The organism is Schaalia meyeri (assembly GCF_900105015.1).
GTDB lineage: Bacteria > Actinomycetota > Actinomycetes > Actinomycetales > Actinomycetaceae > Pauljensenia > Pauljensenia meyeri.
On the sequence record NZ_FNLK01000010.1, the window covers coordinates 74565 to 100670 of the forward strand.

Annotated in this window: 15 protein-coding genes; all 15 read left to right on the forward strand. The window is 66.3% G+C overall.

What is annotated here, in order from left to right:
• The first annotated feature begins 44 nt into the window (after nt 1-44).
• The 15 genes from BLT68_RS04635 (at nt 45) to BLT68_RS04705 (ending at nt 26073) form a co-directional block, all read left to right on the forward strand.
• Complete coding sequence (locus BLT68_RS04635; protein ID WP_408641285.1) at nt 45-5897, forward strand: Ig-like domain-containing protein; 5853 nt, start codon at nt 45-47, stop codon at nt 5895-5897.
• Between the two features lie 78 nt (nt 5898-5975).
• Nucleotides 5976-6941, forward strand: a complete 966-nt coding sequence (locus BLT68_RS04640; RefSeq protein ID WP_050695318.1) for an AAA family ATPase — start codon at nt 5976-5978, stop codon at nt 6939-6941.
• Nucleotides 6942-6961: 20 nt separating this feature from the next.
• A complete protein-coding gene (locus tag BLT68_RS04645; RefSeq protein WP_074633083.1) occupies nt 6962-8191 on the forward strand; it encodes a DUF58 domain-containing protein in 1230 nt (409 codons plus the stop codon).
• On the forward strand, nt 8188-10869 hold the full coding sequence (locus BLT68_RS04650; protein WP_232618747.1) for a transglutaminase TgpA family protein: 2682 nt from the start codon (nt 8188-8190) through the stop codon (nt 10867-10869). Before BLT68_RS04645 ends, BLT68_RS04650 begins: the two co-directional genes overlap by 4 nt.
• Entirely contained in the window at nt 10866-12404 is a 1539-nt protein-coding gene (locus BLT68_RS04655) for a serine/threonine-protein kinase (protein ID WP_232618748.1), read from the forward strand. Before BLT68_RS04650 ends, BLT68_RS04655 begins: the two co-directional genes overlap by 4 nt.
• Nucleotides 12405-12540: 136 nt before the next feature.
• A complete protein-coding gene (locus tag BLT68_RS04660) occupies nt 12541-13413 on the forward strand; it encodes a PP2C family protein-serine/threonine phosphatase (protein ID WP_074633085.1) in 873 nt (290 codons plus the stop codon).
• Nucleotides 13413-14747, forward strand: a complete 1335-nt coding sequence (locus BLT68_RS04665; protein WP_074633086.1) for an FHA domain-containing protein — start codon at nt 13413-13415, stop codon at nt 14745-14747. The genes BLT68_RS04660 and BLT68_RS04665 overlap by 1 nt, the downstream gene beginning before the upstream one ends.
• A gap of 223 nt (nt 14748-14970) precedes the next feature.
• Nucleotides 14971-17682: a pyruvate, phosphate dikinase gene (ppdK, locus tag BLT68_RS04670; RefSeq protein ID WP_070779287.1), complete on the forward strand. Its 2712-nt coding sequence runs from the start codon at nt 14971-14973 to the stop codon at nt 17680-17682.
• A gap of 770 nt (nt 17683-18452) precedes the next feature.
• Nucleotides 18453-20015 (forward strand): FTR1 family iron permease, encoded by a 1563-nt coding sequence (locus BLT68_RS04675; protein WP_165603240.1) that lies wholly within the window; start codon nt 18453-18455, stop codon nt 20013-20015.
• Between the two features lie 56 nt (nt 20016-20071).
• Nucleotides 20072-20710, forward strand: coding sequence for an iron transporter (locus tag BLT68_RS04680; RefSeq protein ID WP_050695312.1), 639 nt, complete (start codon nt 20072-20074; stop codon nt 20708-20710).
• 133 nt (nt 20711-20843) lie between these two features.
• Nucleotides 20844-22166, forward strand: a complete 1323-nt coding sequence (locus BLT68_RS04685; RefSeq protein ID WP_074633089.1) for a DUF2318 domain-containing protein — start codon at nt 20844-20846, stop codon at nt 22164-22166.
• Nucleotides 22167-22188: 22 nt separating this feature from the next.
• On the forward strand, nt 22189-23454 hold the full coding sequence (locus BLT68_RS04690; RefSeq protein WP_074633091.1) for an ABC transporter permease: 1266 nt from the start codon (nt 22189-22191) through the stop codon (nt 23452-23454).
• A 5-nt stretch (nt 23455-23459) separates the two neighbouring features.
• A complete protein-coding gene (locus tag BLT68_RS04695; protein WP_074633093.1) occupies nt 23460-24668 on the forward strand; it encodes an ABC transporter permease in 1209 nt (402 codons plus the stop codon).
• 8 nt (nt 24669-24676) lie between these two features.
• Nucleotides 24677-25480: an ABC transporter ATP-binding protein gene (locus BLT68_RS04700; protein WP_074633095.1), complete on the forward strand. Its 804-nt coding sequence runs from the start codon at nt 24677-24679 to the stop codon at nt 25478-25480.
• On the forward strand, nt 25477-26073 hold the full coding sequence (locus tag BLT68_RS04705; protein WP_074633097.1) for an FMN-binding protein: 597 nt from the start codon (nt 25477-25479) through the stop codon (nt 26071-26073). Before BLT68_RS04700 ends, BLT68_RS04705 begins: the two co-directional genes overlap by 4 nt.
• The last annotated feature ends 33 nt before the right edge of the window (nt 26074-26106 follow it).

The window sequence follows — 26106 nt, forward strand, 5'->3', positions numbered from 1 at the left end:
CCACACTATACCTAGGGCAATGCTCATCAATCGAGAGAGGGTCTATGACCGCGCGAGCGCGACGAAACGTGACTAGCCTGAGGCGACGCCTGCCGTCGGCCATTCTCATGCTGATCGTCGGGGCGCTCTGTATTGCGGGCATCATCTACAAGGGCGCCGAGGTGACCCAGGTGAACGTCAACGACGGCGGAATCTGGGTGACAAACAAGTCCAAGCAGATGGTCGGCCACCTCGACTACGAGGCCCGTATCCTCGACGGCGCGCTGCGCACCGAGGCGACCAACTTCGACGTCGGACAGGCCGCCGAAACCGTCACGGTGTCCGACCTGAGCGCACTCACCGTTTCCCCGGTCAACGTGACGCAGGTGGCCCTGGGATCCCCGACCGTTTTGCCCCCCGGCGCCAGCGTGATGCAGGGCGGCGACGTCCTGGGCGTCCTGAACGCGGCCGACGGCACCCTGTGGACGACCTCTGCGGCTTCCCCCAGCTCGAATAACCTCTCCGACGGGGCGGCCCTGGCCTCGAACATGGGGGCCAGCGCCTTCGTGACCGGCACGGATGGTACCGTGTACTCCCTGTCCGCCTCCGGCACGCTCACGACCGTGAAGCACCAGGGGTCGATCGACGAAACGAAGACCAGCCAGGTGAGCGGCATCCCCGAGGACGCGCGGCTCACCATGACGGCCGTCGGCGACCAGGTTGTCGCCCTAGATACCGCCTCCAACACCCTCTTCCTGCCCGGGAACAAGACGCTGGATCTGAGCGCGGTCGGCGTCGAGTCGGGTGGCGTCCTACAGCAGGCCGGCCCAAAGGATAATTCCGTCCTGCTGGCCACCGCCTCGTCCCTGGTGGAGATCCCCCTGCGGGGCGGGAACCCCGTGATCACCCCCGCGGCCGAGGGAGCCCCCAGCGGCCACCCCGCAGCCCCCGTGCGTCACGAGGGCTGCGCCTACAGCGCGTGGAGCGGATCGGGCGCGTACATACGGTCGTGCGACGACCCCTCCGCCAACAGGCAAATGATCGTCGATACGCTCACGACGGCTCAGGAGCTGGTTTTTAGGACCAACCGCAAGGCCATCGTCCTCAACGACGTCGCGCAGGGCAGCGTGTGGCTGCCCGACTCCAACATGGTGCTCATGGACAACTGGGACGAGGTCGAGAACCAGCTCGAAGAGAGCGAGGAAGAGCAGGACAGCCCCGAGCTGACCAACGAGGTCGCGGACCCTGAGCAGCGCGAAGAAAACACGCCCCCCGAGGCCGTGGATGACGACTTCGGCATCCGCCCCGGTCGCTCAACCGTCCTGCCCGTCCTGGATAACGACTCCGACCTGGATGGAGACGTGCTCACCGCATCCCCGACCTCCCAGCCCGGTTGGGGCTCGGTCGTGGTGGCGCGCAGCGGGCGTGCCCTGCAGATAGAGAACGTATCGGCCAGCCAGACAGGTTCCACGTCGTTTAGCTACGAGGCATCCGACGGGCAGGCATCCGCCTCCGCGCGCGTCCAGGTCACGATCCACCCCTACGGGCAAAACGAGGCGCCCGTCCAGCTGCGGTCCTCCACCGTCAAGATCGGCGCCGGCGCGCAGATCCAGTACCAGGCGCTCAGCGACTGGCGCGACCCGGACGGGGATCCCATCTACCTGAAGGATGTCCAAGCCCCCGGCGGATTGAACGTGTCGTTCATCGAGGACGGCACGTTGACGATCACCGAGGAAGGCAGCGCGGTCGGCCCGAAGACCGTCGTCCTGACCGTCGCTGACGACCAGGGCGGCGAGGCGCACGGCGAACTCGTCGTCAACGTGCAGGAGGCCGGTAACCTGCCGCCTTCGGCCAACGGAGACCTTTTCCAGGCGCACCCGGGCGAGACCGTCACCCTGGACCCGCTGAAGAACGACACGGACCCCAACGGCGATCCGCTCTCCCTCGCGGCTGTGTCGGGCACCCCGGCGGGCGTGACCGTCACTCCCGACCTGGATCGGGGAACCATTGATTTTCGGGCGCAGCAGCCCGGGTCCTACTCCTTCGCGTACACGGTTTCCGACGGTCTCGCGACGACGCTGGGGATCATCCGCGTCGAAGTCGTGGCCTTCTCCGCGTTGCCCCCCGTCGCCGAAAACGACACGGCCGTCCTGCCGCAGGGCGGGTCCGTGCTGGTCAATCCGCTGGGTAACGACTATGACCCTGCCGGCGGCATACTCTCCGTCACGTCGGTCGACACCTCGAGGGCGCCAGGTATCCAGGTCGCCCTCATCGAACGCCACCTGCTGCGCGTGACGGCCCACGCCGGTCTGTCCGAGACGGTGACCTTCTCCTACACGGTGTCTAACGGGCAGGCGAGTGCCACCGCCGAGGTGACGGTCATCCCCGGTGCGCCCGACCGTTCCGACATGCCACCCATCCTCAAGCCGGACCGCGCCAAGGTGCGCGTCGGCGACATCGGCACCGTGTCCGTGCTGTCGAATGACCGTTCCCCGGCCGGGTTGAACCTACAGGTCGAGTCGACCCTCCAATACGACCAGGCTTCTCCCGTGGGAACCCCCTTCGTGACGGGCAACCAGGTGCGCCTCGAGGCTGGAACGACTCCCGGGATCCTAGAGGTCATCTACACGGTCATCGATTCCGCGGGCAACCGCGCGTCCAGCACGGTCACTTTCGAGGTCATCCCCGACTCCGAGAACAACGAGGCGCCGCGCCCGCGCACCCTCAACGCCTGGACCAGCGCCGGACAGAACGTGCGTATTCCCGTCACCCTGAACGGCATTGACCCGGACGGGGATTCCGTCACCCTGGTGGGTGTGGATTCTTCGCCCACGCAGGGGGTGGCGACCGCCTCCACCACGTGGATCGATTACACGCCGAACCGCGGCGCGGTGGGTACCGACACCTTTACCTACACGGTCGAGGACCGCAGGGGCGCCCGCGCTTCGGCGCGCGTGCGTGTCGCGATATCCCCCGCCCCTTCGTCCAATCAGAACCCCGTGGCCGTCCCGGACACGGTGCAGGCCCGGCCTGATCGTGTGCTCACCATCAACGTGCTGTCCAACGATGTCGACCCCGACGGTGATTCGCTGTCCCTGGATGAGGGCGGGCTGTCCACCGCGACATCCGAATTGGCGCCGCAGGTGCGTTCGGCCTCGACGATCCAGGTGCGCACCCCCTCGGAGCCCGGCAGCTACGCGGTGGCTTACACGGTCTCGGATGGGCGCGGCGGGTCCGCGGTGGGCCTGGCCACCATCTACGTGTCCCCCGACGTTGCCCTGAAGGCGCCCGTCGCGCGCGACGATTATGTTGCCTACACGGAACTGCCCGACGACGGATCGGCGGTGCGCGTGCGCGTCACCGAGAACGACGAGGATGCTGATGGATCGGTCGACGAGCTGACGGTCACCACCGGTGAAGACGGGGTGAGCGTGAACGGCCAGGACCTGCTGATCCCCGTCTCCGACCAGCTCCGCCTGGTCGTCTACACCGTGACCGACCGTGACGGCTTGACCAACTCCGCCGTCGTGACGGTCCCCGGACGCAACACGACCGCCCCCTTCCTGAACAACGCGAATCTGCCCATCGAGGTGGACGCGGGCACCCAGCGCACGATCAGCCTCTCCGACTATGTGACGGTGCGTTCGGGCCGCTCCCCGCGGCTCGCGGCGGACTCCTCCCCGCTCGCTCAAACGGGCCTGGACTCCGTGGTCGCCGGGGGAGACTCGCAGCTGACGATCAGCGCATCCCAGGGTTTCTCCGGTCATACGGCCTTTGCCATCCAGGTGAGCGACGGAGACGACAGCGGTGCGCTCTCCGCGACCCTGTCCGTGCCCGTGCACGTGCGCGCCACCCAGAACCAACCCCCCACGTTTACGCCGACCACCGTGCGCGTCAAACCCGGGGGCAATCCCGTCAGCCAGAACCTGGCACTCGGCGTGTCCGATCCCGAGGGCGCCGACCCCTCAACCTTCACGTACGCGCTCGGGGCCGCCCCCGACGGTATCACCGCCTCGCTGTCGGGATCGACGCTGAGCGTTTCAGCCGCCGAGGGGATATCCCGCGGCCAGGTCGGTGCCATCGAGGTGACCGTGACCGACACGGACGGAAACTCCGTCTCCGGTTCCGTCCCCGTCGAGGTGGTGGATTCCACGAGGCCGCTGGTCTCTGTGCCCGCCACTTACCAGCTGCATACCCGGGTCGGCGAGAAGGTGACGATTGATGTTGCCCGTATAGCTACCAAACCGTCCCCGGATTCGTTGCTGGCCCTGGAGGGCCCGGCCACCACCTTAGGTAGTGCACAGGTTGATACCAAGGGCACGGAGGTGTCGATCACCCCGTTGAGCACCGAAACCGTCACGGTGACCTATCGCATCACCGACCGGTTGGGCGACCTCTCGCGCGCCGTACAGGGGACCCTCACCGTTACGGTGGACGGCGGCCCGCCGGATGCCCCGACAAGCGTGCACGCCGAGCTCGTGGGAAAGAAAAAAGCCCGTGTTACCTTCACCCCGGGTAAAGACAAGGGCAGTAAAATTCAGGGCTACAGGGTGTATGCGACGACGGGCGAGGAGATGACCGCGGAATGCCCCCTCCGCGACGACCACGTCGTGTGCAAGGTCAAGGGCCTAGAATTGGGGCGGGACTACTCTTTCACCGTCGTTGCCCGTAACGCGGACGGCGAATCGAAGCACTCACTCCCCTCGAATCCGATTACGACGAGCGACAAACCGGGTCAGATGGTTCGCCCCATCGTGACCCCTGGCGACTCCGAGCTGAAGGTGTCGTGGGTGCCTCCGGAGAGTAACGGCGGATACTCGATCGACCACTACGAGTTGAAAATTAACGATAAGGCCACTGGTGTGCCCTACGACGACACGTCGGCCAACATTCCCGCCCTGAACGGGCGCGACTACTACGTGCAGGTTCGAGCGGTCAACCGCGCGGGCAAGGGCCCCTGGTCCCCGCCCGCCTGGGGCCGCCCACGCCCCTCGCACGTGAACCCCGATCAGCCGAGGGTCTCCCTGAACGCCCAGAGGGCTGCATCGGGAGAGGTCAGCGTGAGCGTCTCCTGGACGGTCGGCTCCAGCGGGGGCAGCGGCTGGGGCAATACGACGGTCAACGTGAATGGCGATCCCATCACCGTCCCCGGGGGCATTCGCTCCTGGAAGGGAACGTTGCCAGCTTCGGTGAACAGCGTGACTGTGATCGTGACGGTCTCCAACGTCGAAGGGGATACCGCTACGTCCAGTCCGCAGACCAGGAGGGTGCCCCCGAATGGGCCGCCGCTGACACCGGACGCGCCGACCATTACCGCCACGGGTAATTCCGGCCAGCTTCTGGTCTCGAACGTCAGGGTCAAGCCCGGCAGGGGCTACGTGGCCGATGACCTGACCGTGTTCTGGGGCACGAGCGGGGAGGAATGCCAACAAAAGGCGCGCGCTCGCGACCCAAACCGGCACATCCACGGCACTAACTTCATCTGGCGGGGCGGCTCCGATACCAACGGGGTGCTCCAGAGGTTCTTCTTCTGCCAGATCTCCACGTCCGACGAGGTATCGGACAGCGTGGTGGCTACCGGCACGCCGAAGGACAACAACGCCGGTGGAGACGAGAAAGACTGGGAGAACGTGGACATCCGCACGAAACGTGAAGAGATCGACGGTGGCTTCGAGATAAAAATCAAGCACACCAAGGAGATCAAGGGCATGTGCAGGTACGGGTGTCGATTGAAGGTCGTTGATAGCGCGACCGGGACAAGGATCTACACGCAGAGCGAGGTGATCGTTTCGGAGAACGAGACCCCGACCCTGCGTGCGTACTGGAACCAGCTGCCTTCGGACCCCAAGGAGTATCGCATCGGTTTGTACATCACCCTGTCGTCTGGGAGAGACATAATCAAGTACGTCGACCGTTAGGTCGGCTCTGCCAGCGGCCAGATCGGTTGACGACCCGACGGACAAAAATACAACACGAACGAAGAGAAAAGGATACTCATGTCACTGTCCATTGAGGACGCGACGCGTTTCGCCCAGGTTTTCAAGAGCCTCGTTAACGGTGTGTCCGTGGCGGTCTTGGATAAGCGCCAGGCCGTGCGGCTCGCGCTCACGACGATGTTCGCCGGCGGGCATCTGCTGCTTGAGGACGCCCCCGGCACCGGCAAGACCGCGCTGGCACGCGCGATCAGCGCCGTCATTGATGGCACGCACTCGCGTATCCAGTTCACCCCGGACCTGCTGCCCTCGGACATCACGGGCGTCAACATGTTCAACCAGAAGACCGGCGAGTGGGTCTTCCACGCGGGCCCCGTTTTCGCGGAGATCGTCCTGGCGGACGAAATCAACCGCGCCTCGCCAAAGACGCAGTCCGCCCTCCTGGAGGTCATGGAGGAAGCTCAGGTCACGGTGGACGGCGTTCGCCGACCGGCCCCCCAGCCCTTCATGGTCATCGCTACCCAGAACCCCGTCGAGCAGGCCGGTACCTACCCGCTGCCTGAGGCCCAGCTGGATCGCTTCCTCATGAAGACCTCGATCGGCTACCCGTCGCGCAGCGCGATGATCGACGTGCTGGACGGTTCGGCCGCGCCCGACCGTTCGAAGAACCTGCAGCCAATGGTCACGGGACGAGACATCGTCGCCTGGTCGTCCCTGGCGTCGGCGAACCACACGGACCGGGCCGTCCTGGACTACGTGGCCGCCCTGGCGGAGGCGACCCGTGAGGACGAGTCCTCGCTGCTGGGCGTGTCCACTCGCGGTGCGATCGGCATGGTGCGCTGCACCCGCGTGTGGGCGGCCGCGCAGGGGCGCAACTTCGTCCTGCCCGATGACGTCAAGGCACTCGCGGTGCCCGTGTGGGCACACCGCATCGTCGTCGACCCGGACGCCGCGTTCTCCGGCGCGACCTCCGAGGGCGTCATCCAACGAGCTTTGACCTCGGTGCCTGCCCCGGCAGTGGGCGCCTAGGACGTCTATCGACAACCACGATGGAAGGGAAGCGTTCGGAAAGCAACGACATGGTCTGGCACTCACGGGAGCAGGCCAGCGGTTCGCGTCCCCTCGCAAAGTTGGCGGGAGCGGTCACACCGATCGGATGGGCCGTTATCACGCTCATCTTCGTCGGCGTGGCGCTGGCAGCAGCACTCGAATGGGTCGAGGCCCTGGCGTGCGCGCTGGCGGGCGTCGTCACGTTGGTGCTGGCGGCCCTGCGCGTCGCGTGGAAGCCGCCGCACCTCGTGTCGATCCGCGTCCCTAACGAACGCATCGTCGCCGGACAGACGGCCGTCGGCGAGATCCTGGTGCGCAACGAGCGCTCCCGCCCCGTCCGATCCGGCATCATTGAGCTACCGATCGGGTCAGGCACCGGCGAATTTGTCGTGCCCCCGTTGGGTGCCCGCAGGTCGTGGGACGAAATGTTCCTGATATCCTCGCGTCACCGTGGCCTCATCAACGTCGGGCCGGCGCGGTCGGTGCGATCCGACGCCCTGGGGCTCTTGCGCCGCGTGCGAGTGTGGGACGAACCCGTCGTCCTGCACGTGCACCCCCGAACGGTCCGCGTCCCTTTCGATGCGACCGGCTTTCAGCTGGACGTGGAGGGCGTGTCCACCGGCAAACTCTCCAGCTCGGACGTGTCGTTCCATGCGCTGCGTGACTACGAGCCGGGGGACGATCGCCGCGCCGTCCACTGGCAGTCGACCGCCCGTTTGGGCAAGCTCATCGTGCGCCAGTACGAAGAAACGCACCGTTCGCACCACGTCATCGTCCTGGACACGTCGCGCGACGCCTGGGATCACGATTCTTTCGAAACGGCCGTGTCGGTTGCGGCGTCGCTGGGCCTGGCTAACCTGCGCGAATCGCGTCCGGTGTCGGTAACCACGACCGACACGTGGCTGCCTTCCGGGGGCGCCATGCGTATGCTGGATGCCCTGTCCGAGGTGGGGGCCCGCTCCGGCGGCGATCTTTTCCTGCGCGTTCGCGAGGCCCTGGCTCAGCGCCCCGGCGTTTCCGCGCTCACGCTCGTGGTCGGTCCGAAGGTGACGGATGTGGATGCCGCGCACCTGGCGCGCCTGGCTCCCATCGATGTTCCCGTCTCCATCATCCGTATCGGCGGCGGCCGGGGCGGGCGTACGCGGCGGGATCTGGGGCGAGGGGTGCTCCTGGACTGCTCCAAGCTGGATGACCTGCCGCGCATCATCGTCGCCGGGGGGCTGGCATGAGCCGTAGCACCGTCGACACCAAGCCGCGTATCCAGCGGGTCGATCCCCAAGCGGGGCACCCAGCCCCCTCGCCCGTGTCGACCCAGCCCCGTTCGATGGACGTCCCGCCGCCAGAGTCGGCCAAGCCCCGGGGATCGGACGATGCCCGCGGCGCTTCGCAAGGCACGCGCCCCAAGACGACACGATCGCGCCTGCTGTCGGTCACGCAGCGCTTCGCGACGTATCGTTCGAAGCTGCCGATGTGGTCGCTCCTGGTGCTCGCCGTCCTGTTTGCCGGTCCGGTCGCCGCCTTTGAACCCGTCTTTGGCGGCGGAGTTGGCGCAATCGCCGCGGCTGCCGGTGTGGTCAGTGGCCTGTTGATTGCCGCCGCGTCGACCCGATGGCGGTGGGACGTGCTGACGACGGTGCTGAGCATCGTGGTCACGTATTTCCTGCTGGGCAGCGCGGCGGCGCTGCGCTCGGAGGCCCTGTTCGGTTTCCTGCCCACGGGACGGACACTGCAGGTCATGGTCCTGGGGTCTTTCCGCGCCTGGAAGGATCTGCTGACTCTGACGGCACCCGTGTCCGTGTACTCGGGGCCCGCCCTGGTGCCGTGGATGAGTGGCCTGATCCTGGCCGTCGTCGCTGGCCTGATCACCGCGCGCGCAGGACGCGCGATTGTGGGTTCCATCCCCCTGGTGATCATGGCGGTTATCGCTGTGTTCTTTGGGCTGACGCGCCACCCGCTGCCCGTGTGGGTGGTGCTCGCCTGGTGGGCGCTGCTGGTCGCCTGGTGGGCAACGGCCGCCCAGTACCAGCGCATCACGCTGGGTCAGGACGTGCTGGTGGGGCGCACGGGATCCCGCGGAGGCGAGGCCACGGTCGGGCGCCGGTCTCGATCGACCGTGTACGTGGGGACGCGGATCGCTGGCGCGCTCATCACGCTGGCGGTCTCCGTGGGTGTGGCGCTGCCCGCCGCGTCCTTCCTGGGGGCGTCGGGTTCGCGCATCGTGGGCCGCGACCTGGTGAAGCCGCCCCTTGACGTTCAGGCGTACCCCTCTCCCATGTCCTCGTTTCGTCACTACACGACCGACCTGAAGGACGAGGCGCTCCTGACCGTATCGGACCTGCCCGAGAACCAGCGTGTGCGCATCGCCGCGATGGACGTGTACGACGGTACGACCTTCGGCATGTCCGAGAATCGCGGCGACGGCCACACGGGATACATTCTGGTGGAAACGACCATCCCCGGACGAGCCGAGGGTACCTCCGTGACCACGGTGACCACGACTGGCCTGTCGGGTCCGTGGGTGCCCGTCCTGGGGGAGCCCTCCCAGATCGCCTTCACGGGCCCCAACTCGGCCGCGCAAAAGGCGGGGCTGCACGTCGATACGTGGGCGAACGCGGCCCTGACGACCGGCCCCGCCGGGACCATGAGCTACAACGTGACCACGGACTTTACTGCTCCCGTGCGCGACGAAGAACTGGCGAACCTGGTGGCGCTGCCGTCGACGTCGCAGGACACGAACGTGCCCGAGGGCATCAAGTCAAAGGCCGCGGATATCACGCAGAACGCGGTAACGCCGCTGGCTGCCGCGCGCACGATCGAGCAGTATCTGGCGACGAACGGCTACTATCTCAACGAAAACACGCAGTTTTCGCGGCCGGGCGTGCGCACCGACCGCCTGGAGCGCATGCTCTTTTCGGACGAGAATCTGATAGGCGATGACCAGCAGTACACGGCCATCATGGCTCTCATGCTGCACCAGCTGGGCATCAACGCGCGCGTCGTCATGGGCGCGTACCCGGAGGGCGGTTCCCAGGGTGGTGCTGCGACCCTGCGCGGATCGGACATCCGGGCGTGGGTGGAGGTCGAGTTCGCCGGTGGCGTGTGGGGGGTCTTCGATCCGACGCCGCCGCGTGACCACACGCCGCAGACGCAGGTTCCCAAGCCTCGTTCCGTGCCGCGCCCGCAGGTGCTCCAGCCCCCGGAGCCCCCGGAGCCCCCGGCCGAGCTGCCTCCGCCGACGAACGACCAGAACGCCGACCCGAACAAGCCCCCCGAGGCGGGCTTTCCGTGGAGGATCATTGCCGGTGTTTCGGGCGGCTTCCTGCTGCTCCTGCTGCCCCCGCTGGCGATCATAGCGTTCAAGGCGGGACGCCGCAGGCGCCGCCGCCGAGCACCCGCCGGTGACGCGCTGATCGGTTCGTGGGACGAGGTCGTGGACCTGGCCGCCGATTCCGGCCTGCGCATTGAGGTCGGGCGCACGCGTCAGGAGACCGCGTGGTCCCTGTCCTCCCAGTGGAAGCTCGGCGAGGATCCGGGCGATCCCTTTACCCTGGTGACGGGTGAGATGCGTCCCGGGGAGGATGGCTCGATATACTCCGTCGAAAACGCCGCCGCCGGGCAGGGGCGCTACGTGATCGACGGGTGGAGCCGCTTCGGCGGCGACGTACCGGCTCCGGTCGTCATCGCCCGCTATGCGGACGTGGCGAACTTCGCGTCTCACGGTGCCTCCCGTGACCGTGCGCGTGCCGCGTGGGTTCAGGTGGTTGCGCTGCGCACGCAGGTGACCAAGCGCTTTGGCTTCTTTGCCCGCGTGCGCCAAGCGCTGTCCCTGCGCAGCCTGCGCATGCGTCATAAGCTGCGCCAAAGCGCCTCGGCTGCGCGCGCGACGCGAGAGGAGACACAGCAGTGAGTCCAGTGGCCGCGGGCTTGAAGGGCCCCGATATTCCAGGTTTCCGATGGGTTCGTCCGCTGGGGCAGGGCGGCTTCGCCGACGTGTTTTTGTATCGTCAGGAGCTGCCCAGCCGCGACGTGGCGATCAAGGTCGTGCGCGCGCAGGGGGATGAGCGGGGCACGAAGGAGCTGCATCGCGAAGCAGACGCGATGACGCTGCTGTCCGGCCACCCCTCTGTCGTGGAGCTGCACGGCGTGGGCACGACCGCGGATGGGCGCGCCTACCTGGTGATGGAATATTGCCCGGTGGCTGATCTGCTCACGCAGGTGCGCGCGCGTCCGATGTCTCTGGAGACGGCGCTGGACATGATGATCAAGATGTGTGGCGTGGTCGAGACGTTTCATTGGAAGGGCTACGTGCATCGCGACATTAAGCCGTCGAACATCATGCTGGACGCCTATGGAAAACCGGTGTTGGCTGACTTTGGCGTGGCCTCGAAGGCGGGGCAGCTGGAGGTTGGCGCATTCGATGGTTTTTCGGTCCTGTGGGCGCCTCCGGAGCAGCAGGACGTGTCCTCCGCTGCGTCGCCGTTGCAGGACGTGTGGGCGCTGGCATCGACGACGTGGACGTTCGTGACGGGGCGCAGCCCGTTCGAGGATCCAATCGGGGATAATTCGGCGGCGTCGATCGCGAATCGTGTGCAGCGCGGGCGCGTGCGCGCCTTGGGGCGGGCGGACGCTCCGGCGGAGTTGGAGCGAGTGCTGCGCACCGCGATGTCCGTCGATCTGGCGGAGCGCACGCAGTCTGCGAAGGCGTTTGGCGAGGGGCTGCAGCGCGTCCAAAAAGAGCTGGGGTACCCGCGCACGGAGATGGAAATAAAGGAGAAGCGTTCGAAGGCGGCCGCCGCTGCGGTCAGCGCGGACGACAGGACCCGTCTGCGCGGCGCGGCATTGATCGACGCGGATGCGACGCGCCTGCGCTCCTCCTCGCCCTATTCCTTTGAGGGGGGAACGGGTTCCGGAGGCGTCGAGGCCGTAGCGGATTCGTGGAAGAGCGAGCGCTCCGCTGACTTAGACGATTCCTCCTCCAGCCGCGTCGTCGAGGAGGCGGCGGCAACCGGGAGGGGCCTGACCCCGGTGACGGGTGCGATTCTGGCGCTGCTGGCCGCGGTGATCGCCGCGGGCCTGGTCGTGGGTATGCTGCGCGGCCAGGGTTCTTTTACTCGTATCGCGCCCGGGAAGGAGACGACGACCCCGTCTGCGGCTCCGGGTGACGCGTTGGGCGCCGCCCCGCCGCAGGTGACGGATTTGACGGGCGAGTACGCGGACGGCCTGGTGGCGTGGAAGTGGAGTGCCCCGGAGGGCATCGCCCAATCCGACATCGTGTACGTGTACGAGGGGTCGAGTGAGGGGGGAACCTCGCGCGGTCGCGTCAACGAGACGACTGTGAGCGTGGACGCCTCCAGCGGAGAGAACTGTATGCAGGTCACAACGGTGTCGCGGTCGTCGGGGCGTTTGTCCGATCCGGTTCGCGCGTGCGTGACCGTTCCGTGAGAGCGATCACCTAATCGCGCCAGTTTTGTTGCGCGCAGCGCGTCTCTTCGTGGCGAGGCACCGGTTACGTCGCGTGTAGAATGGTTACCGTCGCGCGTAATCCCTCGCGCCCAACACAGTGGAAAGATGAAGGCAGATGGCTCTCGATGAACAGGCGGAGCAGCCCGCAGTTCGGTGGGGTGCATCGACCGACATCGGGCCGGTTCGATCAGAGAACGAGGACTCGTGGCTGGCGGTTCCGCCTGTCTTTGCGGTCGCCGATGGGATGGGTGGTCACCTGGGCGGCGCTCAGGCCTCGTCCACGGCTGTTCTCACGCTGCAGGAGTTTCTCAGCCCCGACAGGCTAGGCGACCGCGCGGTGGACTTGGTGGACCTGTCCGTTGCGATTGATTCGGCTGCCGCTGCGGTAGCCGCGCTGGCGTCGGACGATAACCCGATGGGCGCGCCCGGCACGACGCTGTCGGGCCTCATGGTACTGCACACGGCCGAGGGCCCCTACTGGCTTTCCTTTAACGTGGGCGATTCGCGCGCGTACGTGGTGGGCGGCGGCGGAATCCGTCAGCTCACGCATGACCACTCGGCCCTGCAGGAGGCGCGCGACTTGGCGGCTGTCTCGGGTGCGCCGCGGGTGATTCCCCCGGCGAACGTCGTGACGAAGGCGCTGGGCGCCGGGCAGTGCGGGACCGTGAAGGCCGACTATACAATTATGCCGTTGGAGGACGGCGATCGGGCGGTCATCTGTACGGACGGCGTACACGGAGTGCTTCAGGATGCGCAGCTATATGCGCTGGTTGCCGCGGGGAACGGTCCGCAGGGAAACGCCGACGATCTGATTCAGGCTTCTCTCGAGGCGGGTACTCGGGACAATACGACAGCCGTTGTGGTTTACGCAGGAACCGAATCGCGAGTAACATTGACATCGAATGTCATGAGTCGAATGATTCAACCAGTACGTCCGGCGTCGATCGAGACCGCTCGCCGGATTCCTCGCAGAAAAGGCAGTAACTGATGCTTCAGATTGGACGCTTCCTGTGTCGCGGACAGGGCGCGATGCTCGTCACCGGACCGCTCGGTGCAGCGTTGGTTCCGCTGGATTTCGCGGATTCCGCGGCTGATGTCGTGTGGGGGCGTGCGGACACCCAGGCGTGGCTGTCTCACGTGCAGGCCGAACAGGGCGACGTCCTGCTGTTGGACTGCGCCGGCGAGCAGCCGTACCTGACGGTGCTCGGCAACATCCAGCTGCGCATGCGCGCCGCCGGTCAGATCACCGAGCAGGTGTGGACCGACCCGATTTGGGCGTGGCCCTTTAATCCCGGCGAGTGGCAGACCTTTGAGGCCACCATCATCGACGGCGACGAGGTGACGTGGATGGTTCCCGCTGCCGACCGCGTCGAGGCCGCCGAGATCCGCATCGGTCGCGCTCTGGACGAGGTCGAGGCCATGGCCTCGATGCCCGTCGACACGATGGGCTTCCTCATCAACCCCGATATTCCCGATCACGAGCGTCGCGCGCGCAGAGAGGCCCGCGAGGAGCTTCCCGAGCCGTCGGTGCGCACCTCCTCCGTTGATCTGGAGGCCCTTGAGGCGCAGTTCCTGGCGGCCACCAACAACCCCCCGGTGTTCCTCTCGTCCTCCCGCGGGTCCTCCTCCGATGCGGATGAGGCCGCCCATGCTCCCGCCGAGCCGGACCAGGATGAGCCGGTCGAGCGGATCGACGAGGCGCCCAAGAAGGATATCGAGCAGCCCTCGGGCGACCTTTACGTCGTCGCCGCCACGGAGGAGCCGCCGGTTGACACGGCGGAGTCCGCCTCCTCTGAACGCGCGGGCGCCTTCGACGAACCCAGCGCCCCCTCCGTTCCCGAGCCCGCCCCGGAACCCGTGATGGGCTCTCCCGCCGCGCCCGAGGCCATGAGTGCCGTTGGCCTGGCTGGCTTGAACGCGGAAACCGACACCGAATCCACGATTCTGCGTCTGCCCTCCGTGGACTCCGGCCCCGCCGCTCCGGTCGCCTTCCTCATTCACGGCGGCACCGTCCCCGTCGAGGTCTCACGCGATGTCGTCATCGGTCGCGATCCCGACGCGTCCGCCCTCACCGGCCGCCCCGCCGCCACCGTCCTGCGCGTTCCCAGTCCCGCGACGGAGATCTCGCGTTCTCACTGCGCCGTCATGATCACCGCCCCCGGCTCGTGGGCGCTCATGGATCTCGGCAGTGCGAATGGCACCGTCCTGCGCCACGCCGACGGCTCCTTCCAGGACGTCACCCCCATGGTGGCTCTCTCTCTGAGCGACGGTGACCTCATCGACGTCGGTGAGGGGACCACGGTCGAGTTCCGAGTGCGTTGACATACATTCGACACGTGATGTGGGGCGGGCCAGGTGGGCTCGCCCCACACTCGTTTGACGCGGTGCGGTCGCCTAAGAAACGGCCCGGGCCTGGTACATATCGGGACAACCAGTCGCCGTCGTGGCGTAAGGTGACCTAGGTCCCGTGATCAGTGTATTCTTTCCTGTGGTAGCGGCCCGGGCGCGGGCCGGTCACATGCAACCACGGAAGTTGAGGACCATGATGGTCAAGTACGTATATGACTTCTCCGAGGGTGACAAGTCCATGAAGGACCTGCTCGGAGGAAAGGGAGCGAACCTAGCCGAGATGACGAAGCTCGGCCTGCCCGTTCCCCCCGGCTTCACGATCACCACCGAGGCATGCCGGGCATACCTCAAGGATTCGGTCGTCCCCGAGTCCCTGGCCACCGAGGTCACCACCGCCCTGCGTCGCGTCGAAGACCAGATGGGCCGCGTGCTGGGCGACGCGACCGATCCGCTCTTGGTTTCCGTGCGAAGCGGCGCGAAGTTCTCCATGCCCGGCATGATGGAAACCGTCTTGAATATCGGCCTCAACGACGAATCCGTTCGCGGCCTCGTCGCCTCCAGCGGTAACGAGCGCTTCGCGTGGGACTCTTACCGCCGCCTCATCCAGATGTTCGGCAAGACCGTGCTCGACATCGACGGCGACCTGTTCTCCGACGCACTCGATGGCCTCAAGGCCGAGCGCGGCGTCACGGGGGACACGGAACTGACCGCCGACGACCTGCGCGGCCTCGTTGACACCTTCAAGGGCATCGTCAAGGAACAGACCGGGCAGGACTTCCCGCAGGACCCGCGCACCCAGATGGACATGGCCATCGAGGCCGTCTTCCGTTCCTGGAACACCGAGCGCGCCCGCATCTACCGCCGCCGCGAGCGTATCCCCCACGACCTGGGTACCGCCGTCAACGTCTGCACCATGGTGTTCGGAAACATGGGCGAGAACTCCGGCACGGGCGTGTGCTTCACCCGCGACCCCTCTTCTGGCCACTCGGGCGTCTACGGTGATTACCTGGAGAACGCGCAGGGCGAGGACGTCGTCGCCGGCATCCGCAACACGCTGGCCCTGGCTGACCTGAAGCGCATCAACAAGCCCGTGTACGACGAGCTGCGCTCCATCATGCGCAAGCTCGAGACGCACTACCGCGACATGTGCGACATCGAGTTCACGGTCGAGCGCGGCAAGCTGTGGATGCTGCAGACCCGCGTCGGCAAGCGCACGGCGGCAGCCGCGTTCCGTATCGCCACGCAGCTGGTTTCCGAAAAGCTCATCACGCGCGACGAGTCCCTGGGTCGCGTGACCGGCGACCAGCTCACCCAGCTGATGTTCCCGCAGTTCGACGCGAAGGCCGACAAGGAACTGATCGCGCGCGGCATGGCTGCCTCTCCGGGTGCGGCCGTCGGTAAGATTGCCTTCAATAACGAGCAGGCCATCCTCGCCGCCGAGAAGGGGCTCAAGACCGTCCTGGTGCGGCGCGAAACCAACCCCGATGACCTGCCCGGCATGGTCGCCGCCGAGGGCGTGTTGACCGCGCGTGGCGGCAAGACCTCTCACGCCGCGGTCGTCGCGCGCGGCATGGGTAAGACCTGCGTGTGTGGCGCCGAGGCGCTCGTGATCGATGCTGCGGCAGGCACCGTCACGATCGGCGACCTGGTTCTGACCGGCGATGACACGATCGCGATCGACGGCCAGACCGGCGAGATCTTCCGCGGAGAGGTGCCCGTCACCGACTCACCCGTCACCACCTACCTGGCGGAGGGCCTCGAAGCGGGCCTGGCTGCCGCCGGCGAAGACGAGGGGACCCGCGAGCTGGTCAGGGCGGTCGACAAGATTCTGGCTCATGCCGACAAGGTCCGCCGCCTGCGCGTGCGCGCCAACGCGGACACCCCGCTGGACTCAAAGCGCGCCATCGAATTCGGCGCGGAGGGCATCGGATTGTGCCGCACCGAGCACATGTTCCTGGGCGAGCGGCGCCCGCTGGTCGAGCGAGCCATCCTCTCTGCCCCCGCCTCCCCCGAGCGTCAGGCCGCGTTCGACGAGCTGGAGAAGCTGCAAAAGCAGGACTTCCTGGAGATGCTTCAGGTCATGGATGGCAAGTCGATGACCGTGCGCCTCATCGACCCGCCGCTGCACGAGTTCATGCCGGCGCTCATCGAGTTGGAGACCAAGGTCGCCGTCGGCAAGGCCACCGGCACTTTAGATCCCGCGGACGAGAGCATGCTGGCAGAGGTGCGCCGCATGCACGAGCAGAACCCCATGCTGGGCCTGCGCGGCGTGCGCCTGGGCATCTACCTGCCCGGCCTGTTTGCCCTGCAGATGCGCGCCCTGTGTGAGGCCACCGCGGAGCTGGTCGCGCGAGGCCTGCATCCCGAGCCGGAGATCATGGTGCCTCTGGTCGGCTCCGTGCGTGAGCTTCAGCTGGTGCGCGAGGAGGGCGAGGCCATCATCGCCGACGTGGCCCGGGCCCGCGGCGTGGATCTGTCGGGCGTGACGATCGGTGCGATGATCGAGCTGCCGCGCGCCGCGATGACCGCCGAGGATCTGGCTGAGGAAGCCGACTTCTTCAGCTTCGGCACGAACGACCTGACGCAGACCGTGTGGGGCTTCTCGCGCGACGACGTTGAGGGCGTTTTCTTCCCGCACTACATTGAGGCGGGAATCTTTGGCGTGTCCCCCTTCGAGTCCATCGATGTTCACGGCGTGGGCACCCTGGTCTCCGAGGGCGTGCGTCGCGCCCGCTCGACCAAGCCCGGCATCAAGCTCGGCGTGTGTGGCGAGCACGGGGGCGATCCGCTGTCGATCCACTTCTTCCACGGCGTGGGACTGGACTACGTGTCCTGCTCCCCGTTCCGCGTCCCGGTGGCTCGGCTGGAGGCCGGGCGCGCCGCGGTCGAGGACCACGTAGAGGAGTGAGGGGTTAAGGAGTGAGCCTGACGTCTCCGTGAGGTGACGAGGCGAGGCCGTGGCCGGGTTTCCCGGTCGCGGCCTCGTTTGTCTGGGGCGCGGTGACATGTTTCGTGGCCCCGCGGGTGCCCCAACGGCACGCGTTAACCCTCTTGGTTGCACGTTGGCGGGGCTGCTCGCCGCGCATCCCAGCGGGTTAGTGTGAGAGTCTTTGTTCCGGGCGCTGGCCGGTGTGGGGATTTGTGGCGTGGCTTGTGGGTGGGGGTGAAACTGTGGTCGCCCCTGCGTGGTGATTTGGTTTGGATTTTGGGGTTTTTGGCGGTGTGGGGGTGGTGTGGGTTTCATGCGGGCCTGGTTGGTTGTTGGTGTTCGTGGGTGGTGGCGGGGCCTGGCCGGGCTTCGAGATCGATCGCTCCGAGCCGTTAGGCTCGCGTGTGGCGATCGAGCGGGCGGGCTGCCGCCCACGGACATATACACGGACACAAAAGGGCACGACAGTAAACTGGCGGGACGACTTCGGCAACAGGGGATAGGCCTTTGGTCCTTGCCACAAGTGGCTTGTGAGCATTATTGACGGTGACTATATGGTTACAATTTAGGCAATCCTAAATGGGCTACTTTTCATCTGGGCGGCATGTGGCTACGCTGACTGCTGAGGAAATCCCATCAGCCCGGCGTCTCCCACGCGCCGGTTTTCCAGGAGGCTCGTGATAGCCGTGCTTCGCGTTTGCGCACAAAACGTTATCCAGCGGTTCGCCCGCGTTCTCATCATCGCCGTCATGGCGGCCCTCGCCCTGGCGATCATGGGCGCCCCCTCGCGCGCCCAGGGCCAGACCTGGCGCGACGTGGCCACCACCATCAACGGCCTCATTGACGAGGGCGTCGAGGCCTTTAAGGCGGGTGATCCGAAGGGTGGTAAGAACAAGGTTAACGACGCGTATTACAAGAATTATGAGACGACTGGCATGGAGAAGCAGGTCCTGAGCCGCGTTTCCGGGGCCCGCGTCTCGCAGGTGGAGATGGAGTTCTCCCTGCTGAAAAAGGCCATGACCGATGGCGCCGCCGCGGATGTTGAGAGCCACGCGGCGACCCTCAAGCGGTACGTCGCGGAGGATGCCGCCACCCTGGACGGAGTATCCCCGGACCAGGGTGCGCAGGCATCGTCCGGCGACTACAGCCCGGGCGCGTGGGGGCAGGTCGCGCAGACCATTAACGGAATCCTTGCGGAGGGCGTCGAGGCCTTTAAGGCGGGTGATCCGAAGGGTGGTAAGAACAAGGTTAACGACGCGTATTACAAGAATTATGAGACGACTGGCATGGAGAAGCAGGTCCTGAGCCGCGTTTCCGGGGCCCGCGTCTCGCAGGTGGAGATGGAGTTCTCCCTGCTGAAAAAGGCCATGACCGACAACGACTCGAGCGCGGTCGACCAGCACTACGCGACCCTGTCGAACCTCATCCGTGAGGACGCTAACACCCTGGACGGGTACACCGGCAAGTCCGCTGAATCCTCAGCCTCCACCTCGTCCCCGTGGCTGGCGCAGTTCCTGCCCTCGCTCCTCGTCATCCTGCGTGAGGGCATGGAAGCGATCCTGGTCGTCGCCGCGGTCCTCGCCTACCTGGGTAAGGCCGGACACAAGGACAAGGTCGGCGTCGTGTGGGGCGGTGTCGCACTGGCGCTGGCCCTCTCGATCGGCCTGGCGTTCCTGTTCAACTACGCGACCTCCCTGGCTGGCGCGAATCAGGAGCTCCTGGAGGGCGTCGCGGCCCTCTTCGCTGTCGCCATGCTGATCTGGGTGTCGAACTGGATGATCAACAAGTCCTCCAACCAGGCGTGGGACAAGTACATCAAGGAACAGACGGACGCATCCTTGACCAAAGGCTCCCTGCTGGGCCTGGCATTCATCTCATTCCTGGCGGTCCTGCGTGAGGGCGCCGAGACGATTCTCTTCTACGTGCCGATTGTTTCCGGCGCCGGCGGCAATGTCCACTACGTGTGGATCGGCCTGGGCGTGGGCGCCGTCATCCTGGTGGTCGTCTACCTGCTCATCCAGTTCGCCGCGCTGCGCATCCCGCTGCGTCCCTTCTTTACGATCACGTCGCTGCTGCTGGCCCTCATGGCCTTCACGTTCACGGGATCGGGCATCAAGGAGCTCCAGGAGGCGGACGTTATCTCGCTGACGCCCGTTGGCGGCTTCCCCACTATTGACCTCTTGGGGATCTTCCCCCGAGTGGAGAACCTGGCCGCACAGGCCTTTGTTCTCATCCTCATCGTCGGTCTCTATTTCTTCGGAAAAGCTCGCCTCGCTCGCGAGGCCGCCGCCCAGACGCGGGCCGAGGAGTGACATCAGTCGAGCGACACCGACCCATCACCCAACCAACACGCTAAGGAGTTCATCGCATGAAGCGCTCACTCTTCCGTGTCAGCGCGGCCCTGGCCACGCTGGCCCTCGCAGGCACCCTCGCGGCCTGCTCGAACAACTCGTCTGGTTCCACCGACACGAAGCCCTCCACCGATTCCTCGGCCAGCTCCGACTCGGGTGCGGCCGCCCCCGGTGAGGACGCGGGCTTCGAAGAGCAGCCCCTGGGCGACGACGTGCACGTCGGCCCGCTCGTCGTGGGCGGCGTCTACTTCCAGCCCGTCGACATGGAGCCCGCGATGGGTGTTTCAGCGGCGGAAGCGTCAATGCACATGGAAGCAGACATTCACGCTGCGGCTGATAACAAGCTCGGCTACGGCGCGGGTGACTTCGTGCCCGCCCTGACCGTCAATTACACCATTAAGGACAAGTCCGGTAGCACGGTCCAGACGGGCACTTTCATGCCGATGAATGCCTCCGACGGCCCGCACTACGGCCTGAACATCCCCAAGCTGGAAGCCGGAACCTACGACGTGACCTTCTCGATCGAGTCACCGGAAAAGAACGGCTGGTTGCTCCACACCGATAAGGCTACCGGCGTTGAGGGCCGTTTCTGGACCGAACCGCTGGTCGCCGAGTTCAAGGATTGGCAGTGGGATCCCACGGCTGTTTCTTGGTGAAGCTCAGCTGACGCGGGGACGAGGCAGCGGCTCCCATCGTGGGCCATGACCTCGCCCCGCGCCCCGCCAGGGGACTACACGTGACACCGGAGTCGCACGACTTCGGTCCGCCTTTTTTAGGAGAGGAAAACCAGTGCTTCAGCAGATGAGTGAAGCGACGTTGATCTTGCTGCTGACCATGCTCGCCGTTGGTGCGACCATCCGCTTCATGCCGACCGCGGGCCACGGACGTCGCGGCAAAAAGGTGCGCTCGCGGGCCGTGTGGCTGGGCATCGGTCTGGGCATGGTCGCCTCCGCCGCGTTGACGATCATCAACGTGGAGGCCCCCAAGTCGGTCAACCGTCAGACCGTCGGCCTGTACACTCTGCCCATCGCCCTCGCCCTGGCCCTCGTTTTCCTGGCGCTCGTCGCTGTGCGATCGCGCCGCGTACGCCCGCACCTGCCCGGGGGGGATGCGGACGAGGAGGCACAGGCGGCCTCGGCGATTGAGACGGCGCTGCCCGGCGATGCCCTGGTGCGCCTCGTCGGTGCCCTGTACATTGCGTTCGCGCTGTTCCGATCCGTTCCGGTGGCGATGAGCCAGGCGGTCATGATGCTCTCCGGTGGGGTTGGAATCTATTCCACCCAGGCGGTGCTCGCCATCGTCGGCTACGCGCTGGCGTGGGGGCTCGTGTGCTTCCTGGCGTGGGTGTCCTACCGCCTGTGCGCGTGGAATAACCGGGTGTGGCCCGCGATGTTTATCCTGTGCGCGCTGGCCCTTGAGCACTCGTTGATGTTCGTGCGCATCCTCAAGGCCAAGCGGTGGATTTCTGTTCCCAAGGGCGCGTGGAACGTGATCGCGTGGTTCATCAACCACGAGGCCGTCTTTACGATCGTGGCCGCCCTGGCGCTCGGCGTGGTCGTGGCCCTCACCTGGTACGCCTCCCGATCGATCCCGACCGTGGGCGCGAACCCCGCCGAGGGGCGGCTGGGGCGCGCCCGCTCCCGCCTCTACAAGTCCATGGCCGGCACCGCTGCCATCGGCTACCTGTGCGGCGCGCTGCTGATCACCGTGGGCGTCGCGATAGGCAGCCAGGAGGTCGAGCTTTCGGCTCCCGAGGCTCACAGCGTCGTCGACGATCAGGTGAGCGTCAACCTGGCCGACATCTCCGACGGGCACCTGCACCGTTTCGAGTACACGACGTCGGGCGGCGTGAAGGTGCGCTTCATCGTCATCCAAAAATCCGGGTCCTCCTTCGGCGTGGGGCTGGACGCCTGCGAGATCTGCGGGCCGTCCGGCTATTACGAGAAGGATGGCAAGGTCATCTGCAAGCTGTGCGAGGTGGCGATGAACATCGCGACCATCGGCTTTAAGGGCGGCTGCAACCCGATTCCCATCGAATACAAGGTCTCTAACGGGACCCTGACAGTTCCCATCTCGGCCCTCGAGGCCGCGGCCCCCATCTTCGCAAAGTAGAGGCGCGCGCTTGTTTATCCGAATGCTCCGAGGGACCCTGACCAGGCGCGGTAACCGCCACCTCATGATCGCCCTGACCATCGCGTTGGGGGCGTGCGTGGCCACCTCCATGCTCTCCGTCATGTTCAACGTCGGCGACAAGGTTAACCAGGAGCTTAAGTCCTACGGCGCCAACATTGTCGTGCGCCCGCAGGGGGCTGCCGTCCTGAATGACCTGTACTCCACGGGCGAGTCCAGCGAATCGCGGACCTATCTGCGCGAGAGCGAGCTGGGCAGCATTAAGACGATCTTTTGGACCTACAACATCCTCGACTTCGCGCCCTTGCTGAGCGTGTCCGCCACCGACGCCTCGGGCGCGCGCGTCCCCACGACCGGCACCTGGTTTGGCCACCACCTTGAGCTCGCGACCGGCGAGAGCGTGGACACCGGCCTGGACAAGCTGCGCGGCTGGTGGGGCATCGACGGGGCGTGGCCGACCGACGACGACGCCACGGGGGCGATAATCGGAGCGACCTACGCGGCCGACAAAGGTCTGTCCGTCGGCGGCTCCTTCACGCTCACGCGCGGGCAGGCGAGCCGAGAGTTCACCGTCCGCGGCGTCGTCACCACCGGGGATGACGCGGATCGCGGCGTCTACATTCAGTTGGCCGCCGCCCAGGAGCTGATTGGTCGCGAAGGCGCCGTCGGCAGCGTCGAGGTCTCAGCCCTGACCACACCCGACAACGACCTGGCGCGCAAGGCCGCGAAGAACCCGAATTCGCTGAGCGTGTCCGAAAAGGAAACCTGGTACTGCACGGCCTACGTCTCTTCGATCGCCTACCAGATCGAGGAAGTCATGACGGACTCGGTTGCCCGCCCCGTCCGGCAGGTCGCCCAGTCCGAGGGCACCATCCTGGAGAAGACGCAGCTGCTCATGGTCCTCGTGACCGTCCTGGCGCTCATCGCCTCCGCCCTGGCCATCGCGAACCTGGTGACCGCGGGCGTCATGGAACGCTCCAGCGAAATCGGCCTGATGAAGGCCGTGGGCGCCAAGGATAAACAGATCATCGCGCTGTTCTTGACCGAGACGATCGTCGTTGGCCTGGTCGGTGGCGTCATCGGTTACTGCGCCGGCCTTGGGCTGGCGCAGGCGATCGGGTACATGGTGTTCCACTCCTCCATCGCTTTTGCGCCCGTCGTCGTCGGACTCGTTGCCGTCCTCGTCATCATCGTGGTCCTGGGCGCTTCCATCCCGGCGATCCGATACCTGCTGCGCCTCAACGCGGCGGAAGTCCTCCACGGAAGGTGATCCCCATGTCCAGACGCGCAATGTTTTGGCGGATGGTCACCTCTTCCATCCTCCGCCGCCGCTCCCGCGTCCTCATCGCTGTCCTCGCTGTCGCCATCGGCGCGACCACCCTGTCCGGCCTGGTTACCATCGCCGTGGACGTTCCCGCGCAGATGGCCCGCGAGATCCGCTCGTACGGCGCCAACCTCGTTCTCACCCCCAGCGGGGATGGGACCATCACGGACGAGGCCGTGGCCGCGGCTACCGCCCAGGTGCCCTCGGGTGCCCTCGTTGGCTCCGCCGCGTTCGACTACGAGACCGTTACCATTAACGAACAACCGTACGTCGCGGGTGGCACCGACCTCGACGCCGTTCGGTCGATGAACCCCTTCTGGTTCGTGGACGGTGCGTGGCCGGATGCCGCCGGCCAGGTGCTCGTGGGCGAACAGATCGCCTCCACGATCGGCGTCAAGGCCGGAGATGCGATCACCGTCAGTCAGCTCGACGGCGGCGCCTCCGCGAAGGCCGCCCGGGCCAGCGGCCAGCAGTCCGGTCCCGCGGACGCGTCCCAGGCCTCGTCCCTGTCCGTCGATCCGCGCACCGTGACACTGCGCGTGGCCGGGATCCTCAAGACCGGCGGAAACGAAGACGGCTACCTGTACATGTCCACCCAGGACATGTCCGCCCTCACCGGGGCCCCCGTGGCCGTGTCCATCGCGGAATACTCCATCGCGCTCGAGGGCGCGCAGCTGGGCGCAGTCGCCGACGCCATGAACGCGGCAAACCCCGACATCCACGCCCAGACCGTGCGACGCCTCGCACAATCGGACACGGGAGTCCTCGACATGCTCCGATCGCTGCTGCTGGTCATCACCGCCATCGTCCTGGCCCTGACCATGATCGGCGTGTCCACCACGATGATCGCCGTCGTCACCGAACGACGCAACGAGATAGGCCTGCGCAAGGCGCTGGGGGCCACCGCGCGATCCATCACCTCCGAGTTCATGGGCGAAGGCGTCATGCTCGGTGCGATCGGCGGAATTATCGGCGCGGGGGCCGGATACGCCCTGGCGGCCCTGATCTCCCACTCCGTGTTCCACCGCTCGATCTCCCTGCATCCCGTCATCTGGATCGCCACCGTCGCGTGCTCGATCCTCATCGCCGTCCTCGCCTGCCTCCCGCCCGTGCGCCGCGCACTGGCCGTTGACCCCGCGCTCGTCCTGCGTGGAGAATGAGAGAACCCATGAACACGCCCGATAACCCCACCGACTCGAACGAATCGGGCGAGGCGGCCCACGCCTCGTCAAAGGACACGCTGCTCGCCCTCGAAGGCGTCTCCAAGATCTACGGCGACCTGCACGCGCTGGACAACGTTTCGCTGGAGATCCCGCGCGGCCAGTGGGTGTCCATCGTCGGACCCTCCGGCAGCGGCAAGACGACCCTCATGAACATCGTCGGGGCTATGGACACCGCCACGAAGGGCACCGTCACCCTGGACGGCCGCGACATCTCCGACTTGACCGCCGACGAACTCACCGAGGTGCGCTGCCGGACCATCGGGCTGGTTTTTCAACAGTTCCACCTCATCGGGCACCTCACCGCCCTCGAAAACGTCATGGTCGCCCAGTACTATCACTCGATGCCCGACGAAAAGGAAGCCCTGGAGGCGCTGGACCGGGTGGGCCTGGCCGACCGCGCCACGCACCTGCCCCGCCAGCTCTCCGGCGGCGAACAGCAGCGAGTGTGCGTGGCCCGCGCGCTCATCAACTACCCGAAGCTGGTCCTCGCCGACGAGCCGACCGGCAACCTGGACGAAACCAACGAAGAGATCGTCCTCGACCTGTTCAACCAGCTCCACCGTGACGGCACGACCCTCATGGTCGTCACCCACGACGCGCTGGTCGCCGAACAGGGACAACGCGAGATTCGACTGGACCACGGCAGGGTCGTTAAAGAGACGTGGCACGACCACGACGTACGCGCCTGCGACGCGGCAGGCCCCGGAGACAGCGATGCACAGCGCAGCGGAAAGGACAAGGTGCGATGAGCGCTCGAATCAATCACGATGGCCACACCCCCGGAGCTGCCCGGTGGAGGGCACCCGCCTCCCGCGCGGCCCTCGGCGCCCTCGGGGCACTCGGGGCCACGATCCTCGCCGCGTGCCAGCCCTCCACGGGCCTCGACATGAGCAAACCCATGAGCGATGGAACGTGGAGCGCCCAGTCCAACGCGGACGACCAGGGCTCCATCGGCACGATCACCATCACCGTCGAGGGCGGGCACATCACCGCCACCTCCTATGAGACGGCGCTGGCGGACGGCACCGACAAGGGCGCAAACTATGGAAAGAGCTCCTCCGGTGAGGTCTTTAACCAGGACTACTACAAGAAGGCCCAGGCCGCCGTCGCCTCCTACCGTGAGTACTCCGACAACCTCACCAAGGTCGGCGACCCCGCGAAGGTCGACGTCATCACGGGGGCGACCGTGGCCCACCGGCAGTTCGTTCAGGCCGCCATTCGCGCCATCGCCGCCGCCCAGGGCACTTCGCCCGACGGAGCCGACGACATCACCATCCCTGGCCTGAACGACTCCACCAAGGACGCAGGCCTGGACCAGGACCTTGGAGGCGGCGACGACTGACGCTTCGCCGACCTGGCGCTCCTCTTTTCCCGC

Coding starts and splice junctions, on each gene's coding strand:
- BLT68_RS04635 (WP_408641285.1), top strand. CDS start 45: ATGACCGCGCGAGCGCGACGAAACGTGACTAGCCTGAGGCGACGCCTG.
- BLT68_RS04640 (WP_050695318.1), top strand. CDS start 5,976: ATGTCACTGTCCATTGAGGACGCGACGCGTTTCGCCCAGGTTTTCAAG.
- BLT68_RS04645 (WP_074633083.1), top strand. CDS start 6,962: ATGGAAGGGAAGCGTTCGGAAAGCAACGACATGGTCTGGCACTCACGG.
- BLT68_RS04650 (WP_232618747.1), top strand. CDS start 8,188: ATGAGCCGTAGCACCGTCGACACCAAGCCGCGTATCCAGCGGGTCGAT.
- BLT68_RS04660 (WP_074633085.1), top strand. CDS start 12,541: ATGGCTCTCGATGAACAGGCGGAGCAGCCCGCAGTTCGGTGGGGTGCA.
- BLT68_RS04665 (WP_074633086.1), top strand. CDS start 13,413: ATGCTTCAGATTGGACGCTTCCTGTGTCGCGGACAGGGCGCGATGCTC.
- ppdK (WP_070779287.1), top strand. CDS start 14,971: ATGGTCAAGTACGTATATGACTTCTCCGAGGGTGACAAGTCCATGAAG.
- BLT68_RS04675 (WP_165603240.1), top strand. CDS start 18,453: ATGGCGGCCCTCGCCCTGGCGATCATGGGCGCCCCCTCGCGCGCCCAG.
- BLT68_RS04680 (WP_050695312.1), top strand. CDS start 20,072: ATGAAGCGCTCACTCTTCCGTGTCAGCGCGGCCCTGGCCACGCTGGCC.
- BLT68_RS04690 (WP_074633091.1), top strand. CDS start 22,189: ATGCTCCGAGGGACCCTGACCAGGCGCGGTAACCGCCACCTCATGATC.
- BLT68_RS04695 (WP_074633093.1), top strand. CDS start 23,460: ATGTCCAGACGCGCAATGTTTTGGCGGATGGTCACCTCTTCCATCCTC.
- BLT68_RS04700 (WP_074633095.1), top strand. CDS start 24,677: ATGAACACGCCCGATAACCCCACCGACTCGAACGAATCGGGCGAGGCG.
- BLT68_RS04705 (WP_074633097.1), top strand. CDS start 25,477: ATGAGCGCTCGAATCAATCACGATGGCCACACCCCCGGAGCTGCCCGG.